The 14,991-nt window shown below is 54.6% G+C and carries 18 protein-coding genes and 1 tRNA gene; 16 read left to right on the forward strand and 3 right to left on the reverse strand.

The window, feature by feature from the left end; genetic code table 11:
• Together WC488_01560 and sufC are read right to left on the reverse strand one after the other, a co-directional pair.
• The coding region (locus WC488_01560) for an aminotransferase class V-fold PLP-dependent enzyme (GenBank protein MFA5077092.1) at positions 1–828 on the reverse strand (828 nt) is incomplete at its 3' end.
• Complete coding sequence (sufC, locus tag WC488_01565) at positions 821–1,552, reverse strand: Fe-S cluster assembly ATPase SufC (GenBank protein ID MFA5077093.1); 732 nt, start codon at positions 1,550–1,552, stop codon at positions 821–823. The genes WC488_01560 and sufC, both read right to left, overlap by 8 nt.
• Positions 1,553–1,963: 411 nt before the next feature.
• Between sufC and WC488_01570 the strand changes: the two genes are divergently transcribed.
• The 9 genes from WC488_01570 (at position 1,964) to rpsB (ending at position 7,004) form a co-directional block, all read left to right on the forward strand.
• Positions 1,964–2,221: a hypothetical protein gene (locus WC488_01570; GenBank protein MFA5077094.1), complete on the forward strand. Its 258-nt coding sequence runs from the start codon at positions 1,964–1,966 to the stop codon at positions 2,219–2,221.
• A 35-nt stretch (positions 2,222–2,256) separates the two neighbouring features.
• Positions 2,257–3,636 carry a Fe-S cluster assembly protein SufB gene (gene sufB / locus WC488_01575; protein MFA5077095.1) on the forward strand — a complete coding sequence of 460 codons (1,380 nt, stop codon included), beginning with the start codon at positions 2,257–2,259 and terminating at the stop codon, positions 3,634–3,636.
• Positions 3,633–4,274: a SufD family Fe-S cluster assembly protein gene (locus WC488_01580; GenBank protein ID MFA5077096.1), complete on the forward strand. Its 642-nt coding sequence runs from the start codon at positions 3,633–3,635 to the stop codon at positions 4,272–4,274. The genes sufB and WC488_01580 overlap by 4 nt, the downstream gene beginning before the upstream one ends.
• Positions 4,275–4,385: 111 nt before the next feature.
• Positions 4,386–4,724, forward strand: coding sequence for a 50S ribosomal protein L18e (locus tag WC488_01585; GenBank protein ID MFA5077097.1), 339 nt, complete (start codon positions 4,386–4,388; stop codon positions 4,722–4,724).
• 3 nt (positions 4,725–4,727) lie between these two features.
• Entirely contained in the window at positions 4,728–5,147 is a 420-nt protein-coding gene (gene rplM, locus WC488_01590; protein MFA5077098.1) for a 50S ribosomal protein L13, read from the forward strand.
• Between the two features lie 5 nt (positions 5,148–5,152).
• The gene (locus WC488_01595; GenBank protein ID MFA5077099.1) at positions 5,153–5,938 is read left to right on the forward strand and encodes a 30S ribosomal protein S9; all 786 of its coding nucleotides are present in this window, start codon (positions 5,153–5,155) and stop codon (positions 5,936–5,938) included.
• Between the two features lie 4 nt (positions 5,939–5,942).
• Positions 5,943–6,128: a DNA-directed RNA polymerase subunit N gene (locus WC488_01600; protein ID MFA5077100.1), complete on the forward strand. Its 186-nt coding sequence runs from the start codon at positions 5,943–5,945 to the stop codon at positions 6,126–6,128.
• Between the two features lie 7 nt (positions 6,129–6,135).
• A tRNA-Pro gene (locus tag WC488_01605) sits at positions 6,136–6,245 on the forward strand.
• Positions 6,246–6,302: 57 nt separating this feature from the next.
• The gene (rpsB, locus tag WC488_01610) at positions 6,303–7,004 is read left to right on the forward strand and encodes a 30S ribosomal protein S2 (protein ID MFA5077101.1); all 702 of its coding nucleotides are present in this window, start codon (positions 6,303–6,305) and stop codon (positions 7,002–7,004) included.
• Positions 7,005–7,089: 85 nt separating this feature from the next.
• Here rpsB and WC488_01615 read toward each other — a convergent pair whose 3' ends face one another.
• Positions 7,090–8,265, reverse strand: a complete 1,176-nt coding sequence (locus tag WC488_01615) for a hypothetical protein (protein ID MFA5077102.1) — start codon at positions 8,263–8,265, stop codon at positions 7,090–7,092.
• A gap of 544 nt (positions 8,266–8,809) precedes the next feature.
• On the opposite strand from WC488_01615, the gene WC488_01620 reads away from it, so the two are divergent.
• The 7 genes from WC488_01620 to WC488_01650 form a co-directional block, all read left to right on the forward strand.
• Positions 8,810–9,154, forward strand: coding sequence for a hypothetical protein (locus WC488_01620; GenBank protein ID MFA5077103.1), 345 nt, complete (start codon positions 8,810–8,812; stop codon positions 9,152–9,154).
• 4 nt (positions 9,155–9,158) lie between these two features.
• Positions 9,159–11,072 carry a V-type ATPase 116kDa subunit family protein gene (locus WC488_01625; protein MFA5077104.1) on the forward strand — a complete coding sequence of 638 codons (1,914 nt, stop codon included), beginning with the start codon at positions 9,159–9,161 and terminating at the stop codon, positions 11,070–11,072.
• 15 nt (positions 11,073–11,087) lie between these two features.
• Positions 11,088–11,372: a V-type ATP synthase subunit K gene (locus WC488_01630; protein MFA5077105.1), complete on the forward strand. Its 285-nt coding sequence runs from the start codon at positions 11,088–11,090 to the stop codon at positions 11,370–11,372.
• A 15-nt stretch (positions 11,373–11,387) separates the two neighbouring features.
• Complete coding sequence (locus WC488_01635; GenBank protein MFA5077106.1) at positions 11,388–11,966, forward strand: V-type ATP synthase subunit E family protein; 579 nt, start codon at positions 11,388–11,390, stop codon at positions 11,964–11,966.
• Positions 11,967–11,996: 30 nt separating this feature from the next.
• A complete protein-coding gene (locus WC488_01640) occupies positions 11,997–13,118 on the forward strand; it encodes a V-type ATPase subunit (GenBank protein MFA5077107.1) in 1,122 nt (373 codons plus the stop codon).
• A gap of 20 nt (positions 13,119–13,138) precedes the next feature.
• The gene (locus tag WC488_01645; GenBank protein MFA5077108.1) at positions 13,139–13,462 is read left to right on the forward strand and encodes a V-type ATP synthase subunit F; all 324 of its coding nucleotides are present in this window, start codon (positions 13,139–13,141) and stop codon (positions 13,460–13,462) included.
• A 52-nt stretch (positions 13,463–13,514) separates the two neighbouring features.
• Positions 13,515–14,991 (forward strand): V-type ATP synthase subunit A (locus WC488_01650; protein ID MFA5077109.1); only part of this gene is annotated, 1,477 nt, incomplete at its 3' end.

Consider the following 14,991-nt stretch of genomic DNA (forward strand, 5'->3'; position numbering starts at 1 on the left):
CACGTTCGGGGTTCCGGCCTCGAACTTCGCAGGTATTTCAGCCCACTTGCTCTCATTTATGTGAACTTCTGAAATCATGTCCCCTCCGTAAAGGAAAGGCTTCATTTCCTTTAGAATTTCAGCCTTCGCGTAAAGCACACCTATTCCCATCGGGGCGAGCATCTTGTGCCCTGTGAAGACGAAAAAATCCGCGTCCAGGCCTTTCACATCCACCTTCATGTGCGGAGCGCTCTGGCTCCCGTCAACTAAGATGACCCCGCCGCCCTCGTGAATCCTGCCCGCCATCTCCTTTACCGGGTTTATCGTCCCGAGAACGTTGGAAACATGGGTTACCGAAGCGTATTCCGCGCCTTCCAATTTATCCAATTCGCTTTCTGCAATCGCGCCATCCGAATCTATTTCCATCACTTCCAGCTTCGCTCCCTTCTCTTTTGCGAGCATCTGCACAGGGACGAAGCTGCTGTGATGCTCCATAACAGTAGTAGTGATTTTGCCTTTGCTTCCAATTTTTTCCATGCCGTAGGAGCGCATTACGAGATTGAGCGCTTCAGTCGCGTTCTTGGTGAAAACAATCTCCTCTGGCTTCGCATTTATGAATTTCGCCACTCTAGTTCGGGCTTCCTCGTAAGCGAGCGTGGATTCCTCTGCGAGAGTGTGCACTCCGCGGTGCACGTTCGCGTTCCTGGTTTCGTACTGGCGCAGAACCGCTTCAATCACTTGCTTGGGCTTCTGGGAAGTGGCCGCGCTGTCCAAATATACGAGTTTTTTCCCATTCACCTTCCTCCTGAATATGGGGAAATCCTCCCTTATCCTCTTGGCGTCAATCATCTTTCTCCCTGAGCCATTCATAGCCCTTTTTCTCTATCTCTTTCGCGAATTTCCCGTTTTCCGTCCTGGTTATCCTTCCGTCAAGCATTATGTGCACGCAATCCGGCTTCAGGTATTTGAGGAGGTTCGCGTGGTGGGTAATCACCAGGAGCGAGAGCCCCTTTTTCCCGGCCTCCTTTATCGCCTTGGCGACCGTCCTTAGCGCGTCCACGTCCAGCCCTGCGTCTATTTCGTCAAGTATCGCGAGCTTCGGGGCAAGCGCGAGCATCTGGAGCACCTCGCTCTTTTTCCGTTCCCCTCCGGAAAGCCCGGCGTTCAAATCCCGCGAGAGCATGGATTCCTGGAAGCCGGTGCGTTTCGCGCCCTCCTTCATCTCTTCGCTGAATCTGCCCAAATCCTCGTTCCCTCCCTTCGCTCTCCTGGCTTTCCTCATAAGCCCGATGAGGCTCACGCCGTCAATCTGGGCAGGGTTCTGGAATGCGAGAAAAACGCCGCGCCGCGCCCTTTCATTTGCAGGCATTCCTGCGAGGTTCTCCCCGTTCAGGATTATCTTCCCTGCGCACTCGTAGCCCGGATGGCCCATTATCGCGTACCCGAGCGTGGTCTTCCCGCTGCCGTTAGGGCCCATCACCACGTGCGTCTCCCCGTCTCCTACAGTCAAATCCAGACCATCCACTATCTTCCTGCCGTTCCTGGAAACCGAGAGCTTCTCTATCTTCAGCATCAGCGTATCAACTCATCGTATTTTGCTGGAATAATATGCTTCCAAGTTGTTTATATCTTTTCCTAAAACGACCCCAGAACCTCGCCCAGCAAAACACCAGCGCTTCTGCCCAAGCCAGGTTTTTTACCGGACCTCCGCGGTTCGAAAATCCGCTAGGACTTTTAGAGCTTGCGGTCAGCAGGCCGCATGGCCTTTAGGCCGATATGCCGAGCAAAACCCACAGGATAACGGGGACTCGGTGAAGCGGTCGCTTTACACTATCTGGCAACAGGATGCGGCCAACTCGTTCGATTATTCAGAGCTGGTAGAAGAGATGCAGCTGAACCAAACGCGTTTTATGCGATGGTATGTGACAAACATATAAATACCTGTTGCCACACTGTTCTTGCTTAATTCCATGGAGGTATGCATATGGCTTCAATCGCGGGCAAAGACCCGTGCGTTGTGCATAAAAACGCGGGGCAGTTTCCACTCATCAATCTTCCTGGCCTTCGCAGGGCAGTACTCGCATCCATAGAAGATGAGAACTACGACGCTGCGAAAAGATGCATTCTGAAGGCCCGCATGCTTATGAGCAGGAAAAAAATCCCGCCCGAATGCAGAGCAGAATTCTTTGCGCCTGTGGCCGCCGCGATAAGAAACAAGACAGGGGAGAAAAGAGACTTTTAGTTATAATTTTAAACATCTCAGCGCATTTACCTATCGTGGACATCGACATTTCCAAATACGATTTCAAAAGCCCTGAGCAAGGATTCAGGCTCCCCAAGGGCCTCAGCGAGAAAACCGTGCGCGAAATCTCTGCAGAGAAGGGCGAGCCGGAATGGATGCTGGAAAAAAGGCTCGAAGCTTACAAATTGTTCCTGAAAATTCCCATGCCCAAATTCGGCCCTGACTTGTCCAAGCTGGATTTCGATGATATTACTTACTATATACGGGCGAGCGAAAGGAAGATGCGGAAATGGGAAGATGTTCCCCCGCACATAAAAGAGGCGTTCGACAAGCTCGGAGTTCCTGAAGCGGAGCGCAAATTCCTCGCAGGAGTGGAAGCGATGTTCGAGAGCGAGGCCGTGTACCAGGGCCTCAAGAAGGAATGGGCTGAAAAAGGCATAATATTCACCGACACGGATACTGCGGTGCGCGAATACCCGGAAATATTGAAAAAGCATTTCGGAACAATTGTTCCTGCGGGGGACAACAAATTCGCAGCGCTCAACACCGCGGTATGGAGCGGGGGGAGCTTCCTCCACATCCCTGAGAATGTGAAGCTGGAAATCCCGCTCCAGGCCTATTTCAGGATGAACGCAAGAGCGTTCGGCCAATTTGAGCGCACCATGATTATATGCGAGCAGGGAAGCAAGGTGCATTATCTGGAAGGATGCACGGCGCCCATATACAGCGAAGCATCCCTGCACGCCGCAGTGGTGGAAGCGATTGCGAAAAAGAACTCACATCTGCGGTACAGCACGATGCAGAACTGGAGCGCCAACATATACAACCTCGTAACCAAAAGGGCGTTCGCATACGAGAATTCAATAGTGGAATGGATTGACGGCAACATAGGTTCGGGAGTGAACATGAAATACCCGGCTGTTTACCTCAAGGGGAAAGGGGCCCGCGCTGAATTCCTCTCGGTCGCTTATGCTGGAAAAAACCAATACCAGGACGCAGGGGCGCGGGCAATCCACGAAGCCCCCAATACCACTTCAGTAATAAACAGCAAGAACATAGCGAAAAACGGCGGGATTACTTCATTTAGGGGCACGGTGCGCTTTTCTGAGAATGCGATTGATGCAAGGAGCAGCGTAAAGTGCGACGCGCTCCTTCTAGACAATATTTCAACCAACATCACCAGGCCTTTGCTCGCAACTTCCCAGGAGCGCAGCAGCATCTACCACGAGGCGAAAGTGGGGAAGGTGAGCGACGAGCAGATTTTCTATTTGATGAGCCGCGGGCTTTCGGAAAATGAAGCGGTTTCCCTCATAATAATGGGGTTCGTGGACTCTTTCGTGAAGGAGCTCCCTTTCGAATACGCGGTTGAATTCAACAGGCTGATTCAGTACGAGCTGGAGAAAAAGGTAGGATGAAGATGGAAATGCTGGAAGCAAAGGGGAGCAGGAGCGAAATTTCAAATAGTGCAATCAAAATCCCTGCCGGCTCTTCGGCGCAGCTCCTCTTCATTTACGAAAATGAGGAGAAAGAGAACAGGATAAGTATGGAAAAGAACTCCTCGCTCCAGGTATTTTCAATTTTCCGCGGCGGCTCCAAAATAAATAACTCGTTCTCGCTCGGGGAAAATTCCAGGCTGGAAATCCAGGACATATTTTACGGGAACGTGAAGGTGGAAAACTCGATTCCGATGGAAGACAAGGGCTGCTCGCTTAATTTGATGGCGAAGGGCGCGATTCGCGCAAATGAAAGCTCCTCCTATTTAGCGTTCGCCTCGATAGGGAAAAACGCCCCGGGCGCAAGCGTAAATCTTGAAGAGCACGCCTTCCTCCTGGGAAAAGGCGCGAAGGCGAACCTTCTGCCTGGATTGGAAATACGGAACAACGAAGTGGTTGCGAGGCACGCTTCCAGCGTAAGCGAGCTGGACAAAGAGCAGATTTTTTACTTGATGAGCAGGGGGCTTTCGGAGAAAGAGGCAGAAGAGGAAATAATTTCAGGCTTCCTTTCCAGGGAGCTTGCAAGGATGAAAAACATTTTCGGCTGCGAGCGGGCTTAAAACCGCCTCTCGGAGAGTGCTCCTATATTTTTAAACATTTCCATCCAATATTCTTCCTGTTCTATTTTCAGTCCCGAGAGGGGCGAGCCGGAACGGCGAAGGTAGATTGATATGCACGAAAGAAAGGATTTGAACGACCTAATAGAGAAATTGCAAAAGGAGAAGAAGGGCCTGTGGAAGCGCACAGCCCAGCTCCTGTCCAGGCCGCGGAGGAAGCGCGTCGAAGTGAACGTGAGCAAGATTGACTCATACGCGTCCGAAGGCGCGACCATACTGGTCCCGGGCAAGGTGCTCGGCACTGGCAGGCTGACCAAGAAGGTCACTGTAGCTGCATTCATGTTCAGCGAGGGCGCCAAAAAGGCGATAACCGAGGGCGGCTCGAAATCCCTCACCATAGGCGAGCTGTTCCAGCAGAACCCGGAGGGGAAATCCGTGGTGCTCTTCATATAGGTGATGCTCATGATAGTCGACGGAACCAACATGATTCTCGGGCGCCTCGCGAGCAACGTCGCGAAGAAGCTCATGCAGGGCGAAGAGGTGCATTTGATAAACGCCGAGAAGCTAGTCGTTTCGGGCACCGCGGACAACGTAGTCGCGGATTACATGCAGAAGCGCAGGCTCCAGCAGAAAGCCACCCCGGATTTTTCACCGAAGTGGCCGAAGGTCCCGCACCTCCTCGTCAGGAGGGTGGTGAGGGGCATGCTCCCGTTCAAGAAGGCCAAGGGCAAGGCCGCGTTCAGGAAGCTCAGGGTCTACGTGGGGAATCCCCAGCTCAAGGGCGAAACTATTGCATTCAAAGACAGCGCGAACAAAGGGCTGGAGCGCTGCGTGACCATCGAGCAGATGTGCAGGCGCCTCGGCGCAACCTGGTGATTTTTATGGCTACCAAGAAGGACTCCAAGGAAGAGAAGAAAGACGAGAAAGTGCACGCATCCGAGCATGTGAAGGAGCACGAAAAGCACGCGGAGAAGGCTCCTGAAAAGAAAGAGCACGAACGTGCCAAAGAAGCAAAGCCAGAGAAAACGGAGCACGAAAAGCCAGCCGAGAAAGTGCAGGAAAAGAAGGAGCACGAGAAACCGGTCGAAAAAGCTCCGGAAAAGAAAGAGAAGAAGGAAGTTCACGCTGCTAAACCGGAGAAAAAGAAGCCCGAGGAGGCGAAAAAAGAAGCCCACGAGCCGAAGAAGGAGGCTGCGGAGCACAAGCATGAGGCGAAGGAAGCTCCGAAGGCGAAGGCCGGGAAGAAAAAAGCCCAGAAGAAGTCCCTGGTGGTGCTCGCGAGAGGAAAGAGGAAGGAAGCGGTCGCGCGCGCAGTGGTTTCCCCGGGGAAGGGAAGATACACGTTCAATAGAATACTCTTCGGAACCATCCCGAACAGGTACATCCGCGAGATAGTGATGGAGCCGCTCGGCTTCATCGGGAAGGAAGCCGCGTCCATGGACATAAACGTTTCTGTGCACGGGGGCGGCCAGCTCGGGCAGGCCCAGGCGGCGAGGACCGCGATTGCGAAGGCGCTCGTGGAGTACCTCGCAACTGTGGACGACAAGCTCAAGGCCGCTTACCTGGAGCACGACCGCTCGCTCCTAGTTGACGATGTAAGGAGGGTGGAGCCGAAGAAGTACAAGGGACCGAAGGCAAGAGCCAGGTTCCAGAAATCATACAGGTGAATGGATGGAATTTCCTGTCAGGTGTTTCACGTGCGGTTCCGTTATCGGGGACCTCTACGAGGACTACAAGAAGAATTCCCCGCAGGGGGTGGACAAGGCGCTCGACCAGCTTGGCGTTACGCGCTACTGCTGCAGGCGCATGTTCGTTTCCTTCGTGGAGCTGGACGACGTGAAGAAGTACCAAAAATGAAGTTTACGGGGCCGTGAGGTAACCTGGTATCCTGCAGGCTTGGGGTGTCTGTTATCTGAGTTCAAAGATGCCCGGACCGGACGGTTCGAAATGGCTTTGGAAGTCTCGGCGGCCCCAATTTTTCCCGAACGGGAAATAACGCTCGAAAGCAAATCGAGGTTTCAGGTGAAAGGAATGGCAGAAGAAAAAGATGAAAAGTCGAACATGCTCGTGAAGCAGGAGAGATATCTCGAAGCGGGCATACACATAGGCACCAAGATGCACACCTATGACATGGGCAGGTACATATTCAAGACCCGCGACGACGGGCTCCACATACTCAACCTCAGGGAGACCGACGCGCGCCTCAGGCAGACCGCGAAGCTCATCGGGCGGTACAAGCCCGAAGACGTGCTCGTGGTCGCGTCAAGAACCTACTCGGGCAACGCGGCGTCGAAATTTTCCGCGCTCACCGGCGTTTCGCTGAACAGGGGCAGGTTCATCCCCGGCACGCTCACCAACATCGCGCTCCCCAATTTCAGGGAGCCGAAGCTCATATTCGTGTGCGACCCTAAGAACGAGCACGAAGCTGTCATGGAAGCCACCAAAGTCGGGGTTCCGGTGGTCGCGCTCTGCGACACTGACAACGAGACCAAGTTCCTGGACTACGTGATTCCGGCCAACAACAAGGGGAGGAAGTCCCTTGCCCTCATATTCTTCATACTCACCCGGGAGCTCATGATGTCCCAGGGCAAAATTGCATCCTACGACCAGTTCCAGTACGAGCCCAGCTATTTCGAGGAACTTGAGGATTTCAAGAAGGTGGCGCCCAAGCCCGAATCCGCACCTGAGCAGCCGGCCGCCCCAGAGGCGAAACCCGCGCCTGCCTCAGTATGATTTTTCATTTTCGCATCAGCTATTCCGGCTTCTTTTCTTTAGCGTTTCAATTGGACTAATGAAAAGACCGAAACGAAAATTTGTTCTATGGAAACAGGGACTCGCACCTGCTCTTTTCGTCCGTGCCCTTTATGTAGGTGCACGCATTCTTCTCGTTGGTCTGCTTAGCGAGCGAGGTGAAGCACTTGTCCCTCCAGTCAGGGTTGGAAACCCCGTCGCACTTCTCCACCGTCAGGTTCGTCGCGTCTGCTATCGCGTTCGCGTAGCAGTTGGTCCTCATGTAAACCATGGAGAGGTAGCTGCACACCGAGGGGTACGCGAAGGCCCTCGCGTAAGCGTACATGCACCCGTTCCTCTTGTTAACCTCGAACGGGTCGCTTATGGCGAGGCATCCGGAAAGCTTTCCGGTGGTGAGCGAGAAATTTGAATAGCAGTCTTCGTCGTAAATGATGCCAGCCTTCTTGCAGTATGTCTCGTCCCCGGTCGCTATCGCGGCAGGAGTATAGCAGTTGAACTTGTACAAATCGTTCTCTATTTTGTCGCAGTAGAAATAGTCGCCTGAATAGATTGCGAGGAGCTGATAGCAATAGTCCCTGGTGTACACGCCGGTTATGGGCTCGCACCTGTCCTTGTTCGCGACCATGCCGAAGCAGGCGTTCCTCTCCGCCTCTCCGCTTATGGCGGTGCATGCGGCCAGGTCGCTCCTCTCTCTCGCATATCCGACAAGGCACTGCATGTCATCGCTGCAATATGCGCTGTCGTTCTTGCCCAGGGCGAGGCACAGTTCCCTTCCGGCTTTTTCAGCCACGTCCATGCACGGGGGATTTATCTTCTCCCTGCACATCACGCTGTCGTTCGCGGAAAGCAGGTCGCACAGCGAGGCGTTCTTCTGCCCGAAGGAAATGTCGTCTATGCAGTTCTTCCTGCTGGAGTAATCGTCTATTTCAAGGCAGGCGGCCAGGTCGTCGTGCGCGAAAATCTCCCAGCATTCGTCGTCGCGCGCGTCGCTCATGTTCGCGCAGTAGGACTGGTCCGCAGTGTGGAGCGCGAGCTTCAGCAGGCAGTCATCGCCGCATCCTCCGCTCGCGTTCGCCTGGGTCCCGTTGGCAGGGGTTAATGACCCGTTCTGCGCATTCCATCCCATGAGCGAATTCTGGTTCAGGTAAAGCAGGTACGCTCCGAGGAAAAATGCCGCGGCGACAAGCACTGCGGCCAGAATTATATTCCACAATCTCTTCACTCCAGAATGGTCTCGTCCCATGCGCACTATAACCTCGTCTTCATTTATAAATTTTTATATTTCGCAGGAACACATCCGGCTTCCATTCCTCCATCCCAGGGCGGGATTTGGCAAAGTGTGACTCCATCGCATTTTTTGTGTTTTTTGTTCTGCGAGAGGAAAACTTGGCTATTTAAAGTTTATCCAGAAATACCTTGTGCTTGACCGTCCGCTTGGATGGGAAAGCGAAGTGAGGGTCGGATGGAGCTTCGGCTTACCATCTGCCCATCATACTCCTCTTTTCCCTTTTTCCATTCCCCTAGCCGTTAACCTGTCCGCAGCTCCGGCCTGTCGCATCCAGTGCCCTGGGAAAACGTCGCAGTACGCGTCTTTTTAAGAAAGGTTTAAAAAGGTTTAATCCTATATATGAACAGATTTTTTGGAAGTTTAGATTGGTTCAGAATTATTAAATTAATCCAAATAATCCAGATGGATCAGGCCCGGCTGTTTGATCAAATCCAAAGTCCTTAGCCATATTGAAAAGCCGAGGATTTTGAATTGAGCTCAATGTCCAGAGGATGGTTATATGAGCACGCACGAATCCGATAAGAAACACAGCGACCTTCAGGATCTTGCGGAGAGCATCCGCTCTGCGGAAAGCGAAGCCGATGCGCTCCAGTCTAATTATGACGCCAAGGTGGCGGAACTGCTCAGGAAAGGGCGTGAAAAGGGCGTCGAGCTCCGCGAGTCCTTCGAAAAGAAGTCCGTGGACGCCAAGAACAAGATTCTTGCGCTCGAGAGGCAGAAGACCGAGAAGCTCGTGGAGGGGATAGTGGACGAGGCGAAGAAGCAGGCAGGCCCGCTCCGCTCCAGAAAGCCCGGCGAAAAGGCGATTCAGTCAGTTTTCCAAAACTTCGTTTCCAATCTGTGAGGATATGCTTAAACCTGTCAGGATGCAGAAAATCGTGCTGCTCGCAACCAAAAGCAGCGAGAGCGCCCTGATTTCCGCGCTCCATCGGCTCGGAATGGTCCAGATAGACCACCTTGAGCTCGGCGGCCTCGAAAAAGGCAAGCCCCTTGAGGAATACGACGAAATATCAAAGGAACTAGTTCGAATCCGCTCCCTCATCTCCGCGCTCTCCTCATTCCCTTCGCCCAAAGACGCGCGGGGGGCCGCAGAAGCGCAGCCGATCCAGGAGCCGGAATACGCGAAAATGCTCGCCGAATCCAGATCCATTGTCATTGACGATTCGCTCCGGGAGCTGGCTAAAGCAAGGTCCGATCTGGCCGCCCAGCTGAAGGATTTGGAGAAGCGGCTTACAGAGCTGAACCGAATATCCTCATTTCCCAACATGGATTTCTCGCGCCTCGAGACCAAGAATTTCACCTTTGTCCTGGGTTCGGTGAAGAAGGAGGCCCTTCCGAAGCTCAGGAAGGACCTGGCCGAATACCTAAAAGGCTCGGGGGAGTTCGCTCACTTGCCCCTGGGGAAAGAGAAGTTCGCGGTTCTCGTGTTCTATCCGCGCAAGGAGAGCATAGACTTCATTGCTTCAAGGTATGGTTTCGAGCGCATAGCGCTCCCGCCCAATTTCACGACGTTCGAGAACGGGAAGGCAGAGCTGGAAGCCGCGATTTCAAATGCGCGTTCCTCGCTGGCTGCAACGGACAGGGAGCTGCTGGCATTGCGCGAAACCTATTTCGGAAGGCTCCTGGGCGTTGAGAAAGCGCTTTCCATGCTTTCGGACCGCGCCACCATTGCCGCCAGATTCGCCGGAGGCAGAAAAGTGACGGCAGTGAGCGGCTGGCTGAAGAAAAGCGACGTCCCGAACCTGAAGAAAGCGCTCTCCAGGGATTTCGCGGAGGAAACCCAGCTCCTGCAATACGACGAAGAGGAGGGCGCGCCCATAGTGCTCGACAATCCAAAGAACACGGGGCAGTTCCAGTTCCTGGTCGAATTTTATTCCCTTCCGGCATACAGCGAGCTCGACCCGACTTTGATACTGATGTTCACCGTCCCGATAGTATACGGGATGATACTCGGGGACGTGGGCTACGGGCTCATCTCCATATTCCTTTCCATGCTCATATTGCGCAAGTTCAAGGGCGGCATGCTCGGCAACGTTGCCAAGATATGGCTCACTTCCTCGATAGCGGCCATGTTCTTCGGGGTTGTGTTTGACGAATGGTTCGGGCTCACTCACTTCAGGCTGATAGAGCTGCTCGGCGCATGGGGCCTTAACCTGGGGATGGCAGCGCCATTGTACCAGGGCATAAGCAGGGGCCACAATCTCAGCCTCGTGATAGGCCTCACAGTGCTTGCGGGCGTGGCCCAGCTCGGCCTGGGCTTCCTTCTGGGCGCTGTGAACGCATACCACCACGACAAGAAGCACTTTGCCGCCAAAATCGCGTGGTTCGTGGCCCTGATGTGCGGAACCGTCGCGGTGTGCTCGCTCATGTTCAATCTCCTGCCTTCCCAGACAGGCAACTATGCGCTTTTCGGTTTGGTGGCGATGGTCCCGGTTATCTTCTATGCTGAAGGGCTCCCGGGCCTTTTCGAGATTCCGGGGCTCGCGGCCAACGCGATGTCCTACGCGCGAATCGCGGCCGCGGGTGCGGCCGGCGTGATAATAGCGGAAATAATCAACGAGATGTTCGAGCCTACGCCTGAAAAAGGCTTCATCGTCCTCATCGTATTCATCCTCCTGCACGTGTTCAACGCCGCGCTCGCGATGTTCGAGAGCATCGTGCAAGGGGGCAGGCTCAATTTGGTAGAATTCTACTCAAAATTCTTCCAGGGTGGCGGCAAGGCGTTCGAGCCTTTCGCCATGGAAGGATTGAAAGATAAATGAAAAAGGTGAAAACATATGGCAGATGCAACGACAGCAGCAAGTGCGGCAGCCGCGGTAACAGGAACGTGGCTGGGGGATCCGGGGGCAATAGCGCTGAGCGCGGCAATTGCGATGCTCGGGGCGGCAGCGGCTACGGCGGTAGTGCAAAGCAGCGTGGGTTCAAGCGCAATGGGCGTAATTGCAGAAAGGCCCGAAGAATCCAGCAAGCTTCTCATATACTACCTGATTCCGGAATCCATCCTGATATTCGGGTTCATAGTGTCCTACCTGATAGTGAGCAAGATAACCAGCCCAATATGAGCCGGGGTCTGTAACATGCTGCAGGACATAAAAGGCGCCATCCTCAAGGAGGCCAAGAAAGAGGGCGAAGGCGCCATTCAGAAAGCGGAAGCCGAGCTCGAGGCCGAGTTCGCGAAAGTTCGCTCGGAAGGCGAGGCCAAGGTGAAATCCTCGGAAGATGAAGCCAGGAAAATGGTCGAGGGGGAGAGGCGCGAGCGCCTCAGCTGGGCAAAGCTCGAAGCCAAGCGCGTGCTCTCGGAAGCCCGCGAGGACGCGGTCAATTCGGCCATAGAGGGCCTGATAGGGCAGATAAAGGCATACGCCAAGACCAGGAACTACGCCGAGAAGCTCAGGAAGAGCGTCTCTTCGGTGGTTTCCGAATTCGGGGGGAAGGCGGTCGTGCACGTGCGCAAGGGGGACAAGAAGCTCCTCGCTTCTGTTGGCGCGCCAGTGGTCGAGGACGCGGACATACTCGGCGGGGCGATAGTCGAGAGCAAGGACGGCCGGCTCAGGATAGACCTGAGCATGGAGGAGCTGCTCGAAGCCAACCGCGACGCGGTCAGGAAGGACATATACGCCGCGCTCTTCTCGGAAGCGAACAAAAAAGGCAGATAGCGGGCGCGAATGCGTAAATGCGTGAGTATTATGGATAAAGAATCTCTTACCATTTCCGGGGGCACGGCCCTGGTGCAGCGGCTGTACGGGGCCCTGGCAGAGGCCAGCCCGTTCTACCGCCCCGCGAAGTACGGCTATTCCAACGCCCGCGTGAGTTCCATGAAGAGCCTGCTCCTGAAAAAAGAGTTCCTCCAGGAGCTGGTGAGGGTGCGGAGCATAGACGCGGTCATAGGGATGCTGGAGCGCACTCCGTACAAGGAGGAGCTGGTGAAGCTTTCGATGAAGCACCACGGCTCGGAGCTGGTGGAAGTCGCGGCCGCGAGGCACTTCGCTTCTGTCGCGAAGAAACTCGTGCGCATAGCCCCTGGGGAAGACCGCAAAGCCGTGGACGTGCTCCTGACCAAATGGGATGTGGTGAATACGAAAATACTGCTGAATGCAAGGCTTACCGGCAAAGCCTACCAGGACGTGGCGCCTTTCCTCATGCCCCTGGAGTCGCTGGACGAAGGCGAGGCCAAGAGCCTTTTCGAAGGAAAGGGAACCGCGCTCTTCATGCGCTTCGTGAAAACCAGGCTTGGAAAGGGGCTGGTGGAAAGCGGCATGGTTTCGAGCACCGAGCTTGAAAAAATCTTCATGCATTTCGGCAACGCGGAAATCATGAAGCTCGAGCTGCTCCTGGACAGGTTCTACTACTCCCTTTACCGGAAGAGCGGCATGTTCCAGAGCCGCGAGATGGCGCCCATAGCCAAAACATTCGCGACTGAAATAGACCTGAAGAACGCAACCACGATAATCAGGCTCAAGCGCCACGGAGTAAGCGACAGGAAATCAATAAGCAGGTTCCTGATGAAGGACGGAAGCAAGCCGCTCAAGAGCTTCGACCAGATGATAGAAGCGAGGGACGAGAAGGACACGCTCAAGGCGGCAGCACAGCTGTTCGGCCTGAAAGCCCCGCCTGCGGGCGTGGTGGAGCTGGAGATGGAGTTCGAGAAGATGCTTGGCGCCGCGAAGGTGCGCGCATTCTACCGCACCACGCTCTCGCTGGGAACTTTGCTCGGCTTCCTGCTACTCAACATACGGAAGATAGCTACTGCGAAGGAATTCGGCACTCCGGACAAGAAGATAGAGGAGATGCTGGTGTTCCAGAATTAGACTAGAATTGACGTGATGAAATGGCCCAGGGAAAAATAACCGTGCTCGGGGAAAGGTACTTCACCGAAGGCTTCATGCTCGCAGGGGTGCAGGACGTTTTCACCGTGGAAAAGGACGCCGAGCAGAAGCTTTCCGGGCTGATAGATTCCAAGGAATACTCGATAATATTCATAAGCGAGAAGCTGGGCGAGCAGATGGACTGGCGCCTGAAGAAGAAAATCTCGAACCTCGCCTATCCGGTGGTGGTCGCGCTTCCGGACGTCGCGGTGGAAAGCACCGAGGCCGCGAACATAAGGGCGCTCATAAAGCGCGCATTGGGCTTCGACATAGTCGCAAAGCAGTGAGCAGGGAAAGAAGCATGACGAAAAAGCAATGATGGCATTTCAAGGTGATTGAATGGCAAAGAAAGGTACGCTAAAAAGGATTTCCGGGCCGGTCGTGGAAGTGAAGAACCTGGAGGACGCGAAGCTCTACGACGTGGTCCGCGTAGGGGAAGAGGGCCTCGTGGGGGAAATAATCAAAATCGTGGGCGGGACCGCGGTGGTGCAGGTTTACGAGGACACCAACGGGCTCAAGCCAGGGGAACCGGTTGAAAACACAGGGCAGCCTCTCAGCGTGGAGCTCGGTCCGGGAATACTCAGGAACATTTACGACGGCATACAGAGGCCGCTGAAAGACATAGAGGCGAAGAGCGGCTATTTCATCCGCAGGGGCATAAACGTCCCTCCGCTCCCGCGCGACATCAAATGGGAGTTCAAGGCGAAAGTCAAGGCAGGGGATCACGTGAAGATGGGCGACGTGCTCGGGGAAATTCAGGAAACAGACCTCATAGTGCACAGGGTCCTTTCCCCGTACGGGGGAAAAATCCTCAGCATAAAAGGAGGCAAGTACACCATAGAGCAGGAGATAGGCGAGATAGAAGTTGCGGGAAAGAAGAAGGACCTCTACATGTACCAGAAGTGGTTCGTGCGCACGCCCAGGCCTTATACCGAGAAGCTCCCGCCGGTAATCCCGCTGGTCACAGGGCAGCGCGTCGTTGACACGTTCTTCCCGATATCAAAAGGCGGGACCGCGGCCATTCCAGGGCCTTTCGGCTCAGGCAAAACCGTAACCCAGCAGAGCCTTGCCAAATATTCCGACACTGAAATAGTGGTTTACATCGGCTGCGGGGAGCGCGGAAACGAGATGACCGAAGTGCTCACGGAATTCCCGCACCTGAAGGACGACAAGACCGGGAAGCCGCTCATGGAAAGGACCGTTCTTATCGCGAACACCTCCAACATGCCGGTCGCTGCGCGCGAAGCCAGCATATACACGGGAATCACGCTCGCCGAGTATTACAGGGACATGGGCTACAACGTGGCGCTCATGGCGGATTCCACCAGCAGGTGGGCAGAGGCGTTGCGTGAAATCGGGGGAAGGCTGGAGGAAATGCCCGGAGAGGAAGGATATCCGGCTTACCTCGCGCGAAGGCTCGCGGAATTCTACGAAAGGGCCGGAAGGGTGCGCACGATGGGAACCGACGAGCGCTACGGCTCCATCTCGATAATAGGCGCGGTTTCCCCGCCGGGCGGAGACATAAGCGAACCTGTTTCCCAGAACACATTGCGCGTAACCAAGGTGTTCCTCGCATTGGATGCATCTCTTGCGCAAAGGAGGCACTTCCCTGCCATCAACTGGCTCAAGAGCTACTCGCTTTACAAGGACAGCCTGGACGAATGGCTCAGGACCAATGTTTCTGATGAATTTCCCGGGATGAGGGACAAGGCCATGGAACTGCTCCAGAAGGAAGCCGAACTCCAGGAAATAGTGCAGCTCGTGGGGCCGGACGCGCTTCCGGACAAGGAGCAGGTGGTTCTCCTCGTTACGAAGA

The organism is Candidatus Micrarchaeia archaeon (assembly GCA_041650355.1).
GTDB lineage: Archaea > Micrarchaeota > Micrarchaeia > Anstonellales > Bilamarchaeaceae > JAHJBR01.

Bases quoted from the DNA above. Each gene is read 5' to 3' on its own strand.
- WC488_01570 (MFA5077094.1), top strand. From the start codon at position 1,964: ATGGCTTCAATCGCGGGCAAAGACCCGTGCGTTGTGCATAAAAACGCG.
- rpsB (MFA5077101.1), top strand. From the start codon at position 6,303: ATGGCAGAAGAAAAAGATGAAAAGTCGAACATGCTCGTGAAGCAGGAG.
- WC488_01625 (MFA5077104.1), top strand. From the start codon at position 9,159: ATGCTTAAACCTGTCAGGATGCAGAAAATCGTGCTGCTCGCAACCAAA.
- WC488_01585 (MFA5077097.1), top strand. From the start codon at position 4,386: ATGCACGAAAGAAAGGATTTGAACGACCTAATAGAGAAATTGCAAAAG.
- rplM (MFA5077098.1), top strand. From the start codon at position 4,728: ATGCTCATGATAGTCGACGGAACCAACATGATTCTCGGGCGCCTCGCG.
- WC488_01640 (MFA5077107.1), top strand. From the start codon at position 11,997: ATGGATAAAGAATCTCTTACCATTTCCGGGGGCACGGCCCTGGTGCAG.
- WC488_01595 (MFA5077099.1), top strand. From the start codon at position 5,153: ATGGCTACCAAGAAGGACTCCAAGGAAGAGAAGAAAGACGAGAAAGTG.
- sufC (MFA5077093.1), bottom strand. From the start codon at position 1,552: ATGCTGAAGATAGAGAAGCTCTCGGTTTCCAGGAACGGCAGGAAGATA.
- WC488_01580 (MFA5077096.1), top strand. From the start codon at position 3,633: ATGAAGATGGAAATGCTGGAAGCAAAGGGGAGCAGGAGCGAAATTTCA.
- WC488_01620 (MFA5077103.1), top strand. From the start codon at position 8,810: ATGAGCACGCACGAATCCGATAAGAAACACAGCGACCTTCAGGATCTT.
- WC488_01645 (MFA5077108.1), top strand. From the start codon at position 13,139: ATGGCCCAGGGAAAAATAACCGTGCTCGGGGAAAGGTACTTCACCGAA.
- WC488_01615 (MFA5077102.1), bottom strand. From the start codon at position 8,265: ATGGGACGAGACCATTCTGGAGTGAAGAGATTGTGGAATATAATTCTG.
- WC488_01630 (MFA5077105.1), top strand. From the start codon at position 11,088: ATGGCAGATGCAACGACAGCAGCAAGTGCGGCAGCCGCGGTAACAGGA.
- WC488_01635 (MFA5077106.1), top strand. From the start codon at position 11,388: ATGCTGCAGGACATAAAAGGCGCCATCCTCAAGGAGGCCAAGAAAGAG.
- WC488_01600 (MFA5077100.1), top strand. From the start codon at position 5,943: ATGGAATTTCCTGTCAGGTGTTTCACGTGCGGTTCCGTTATCGGGGAC.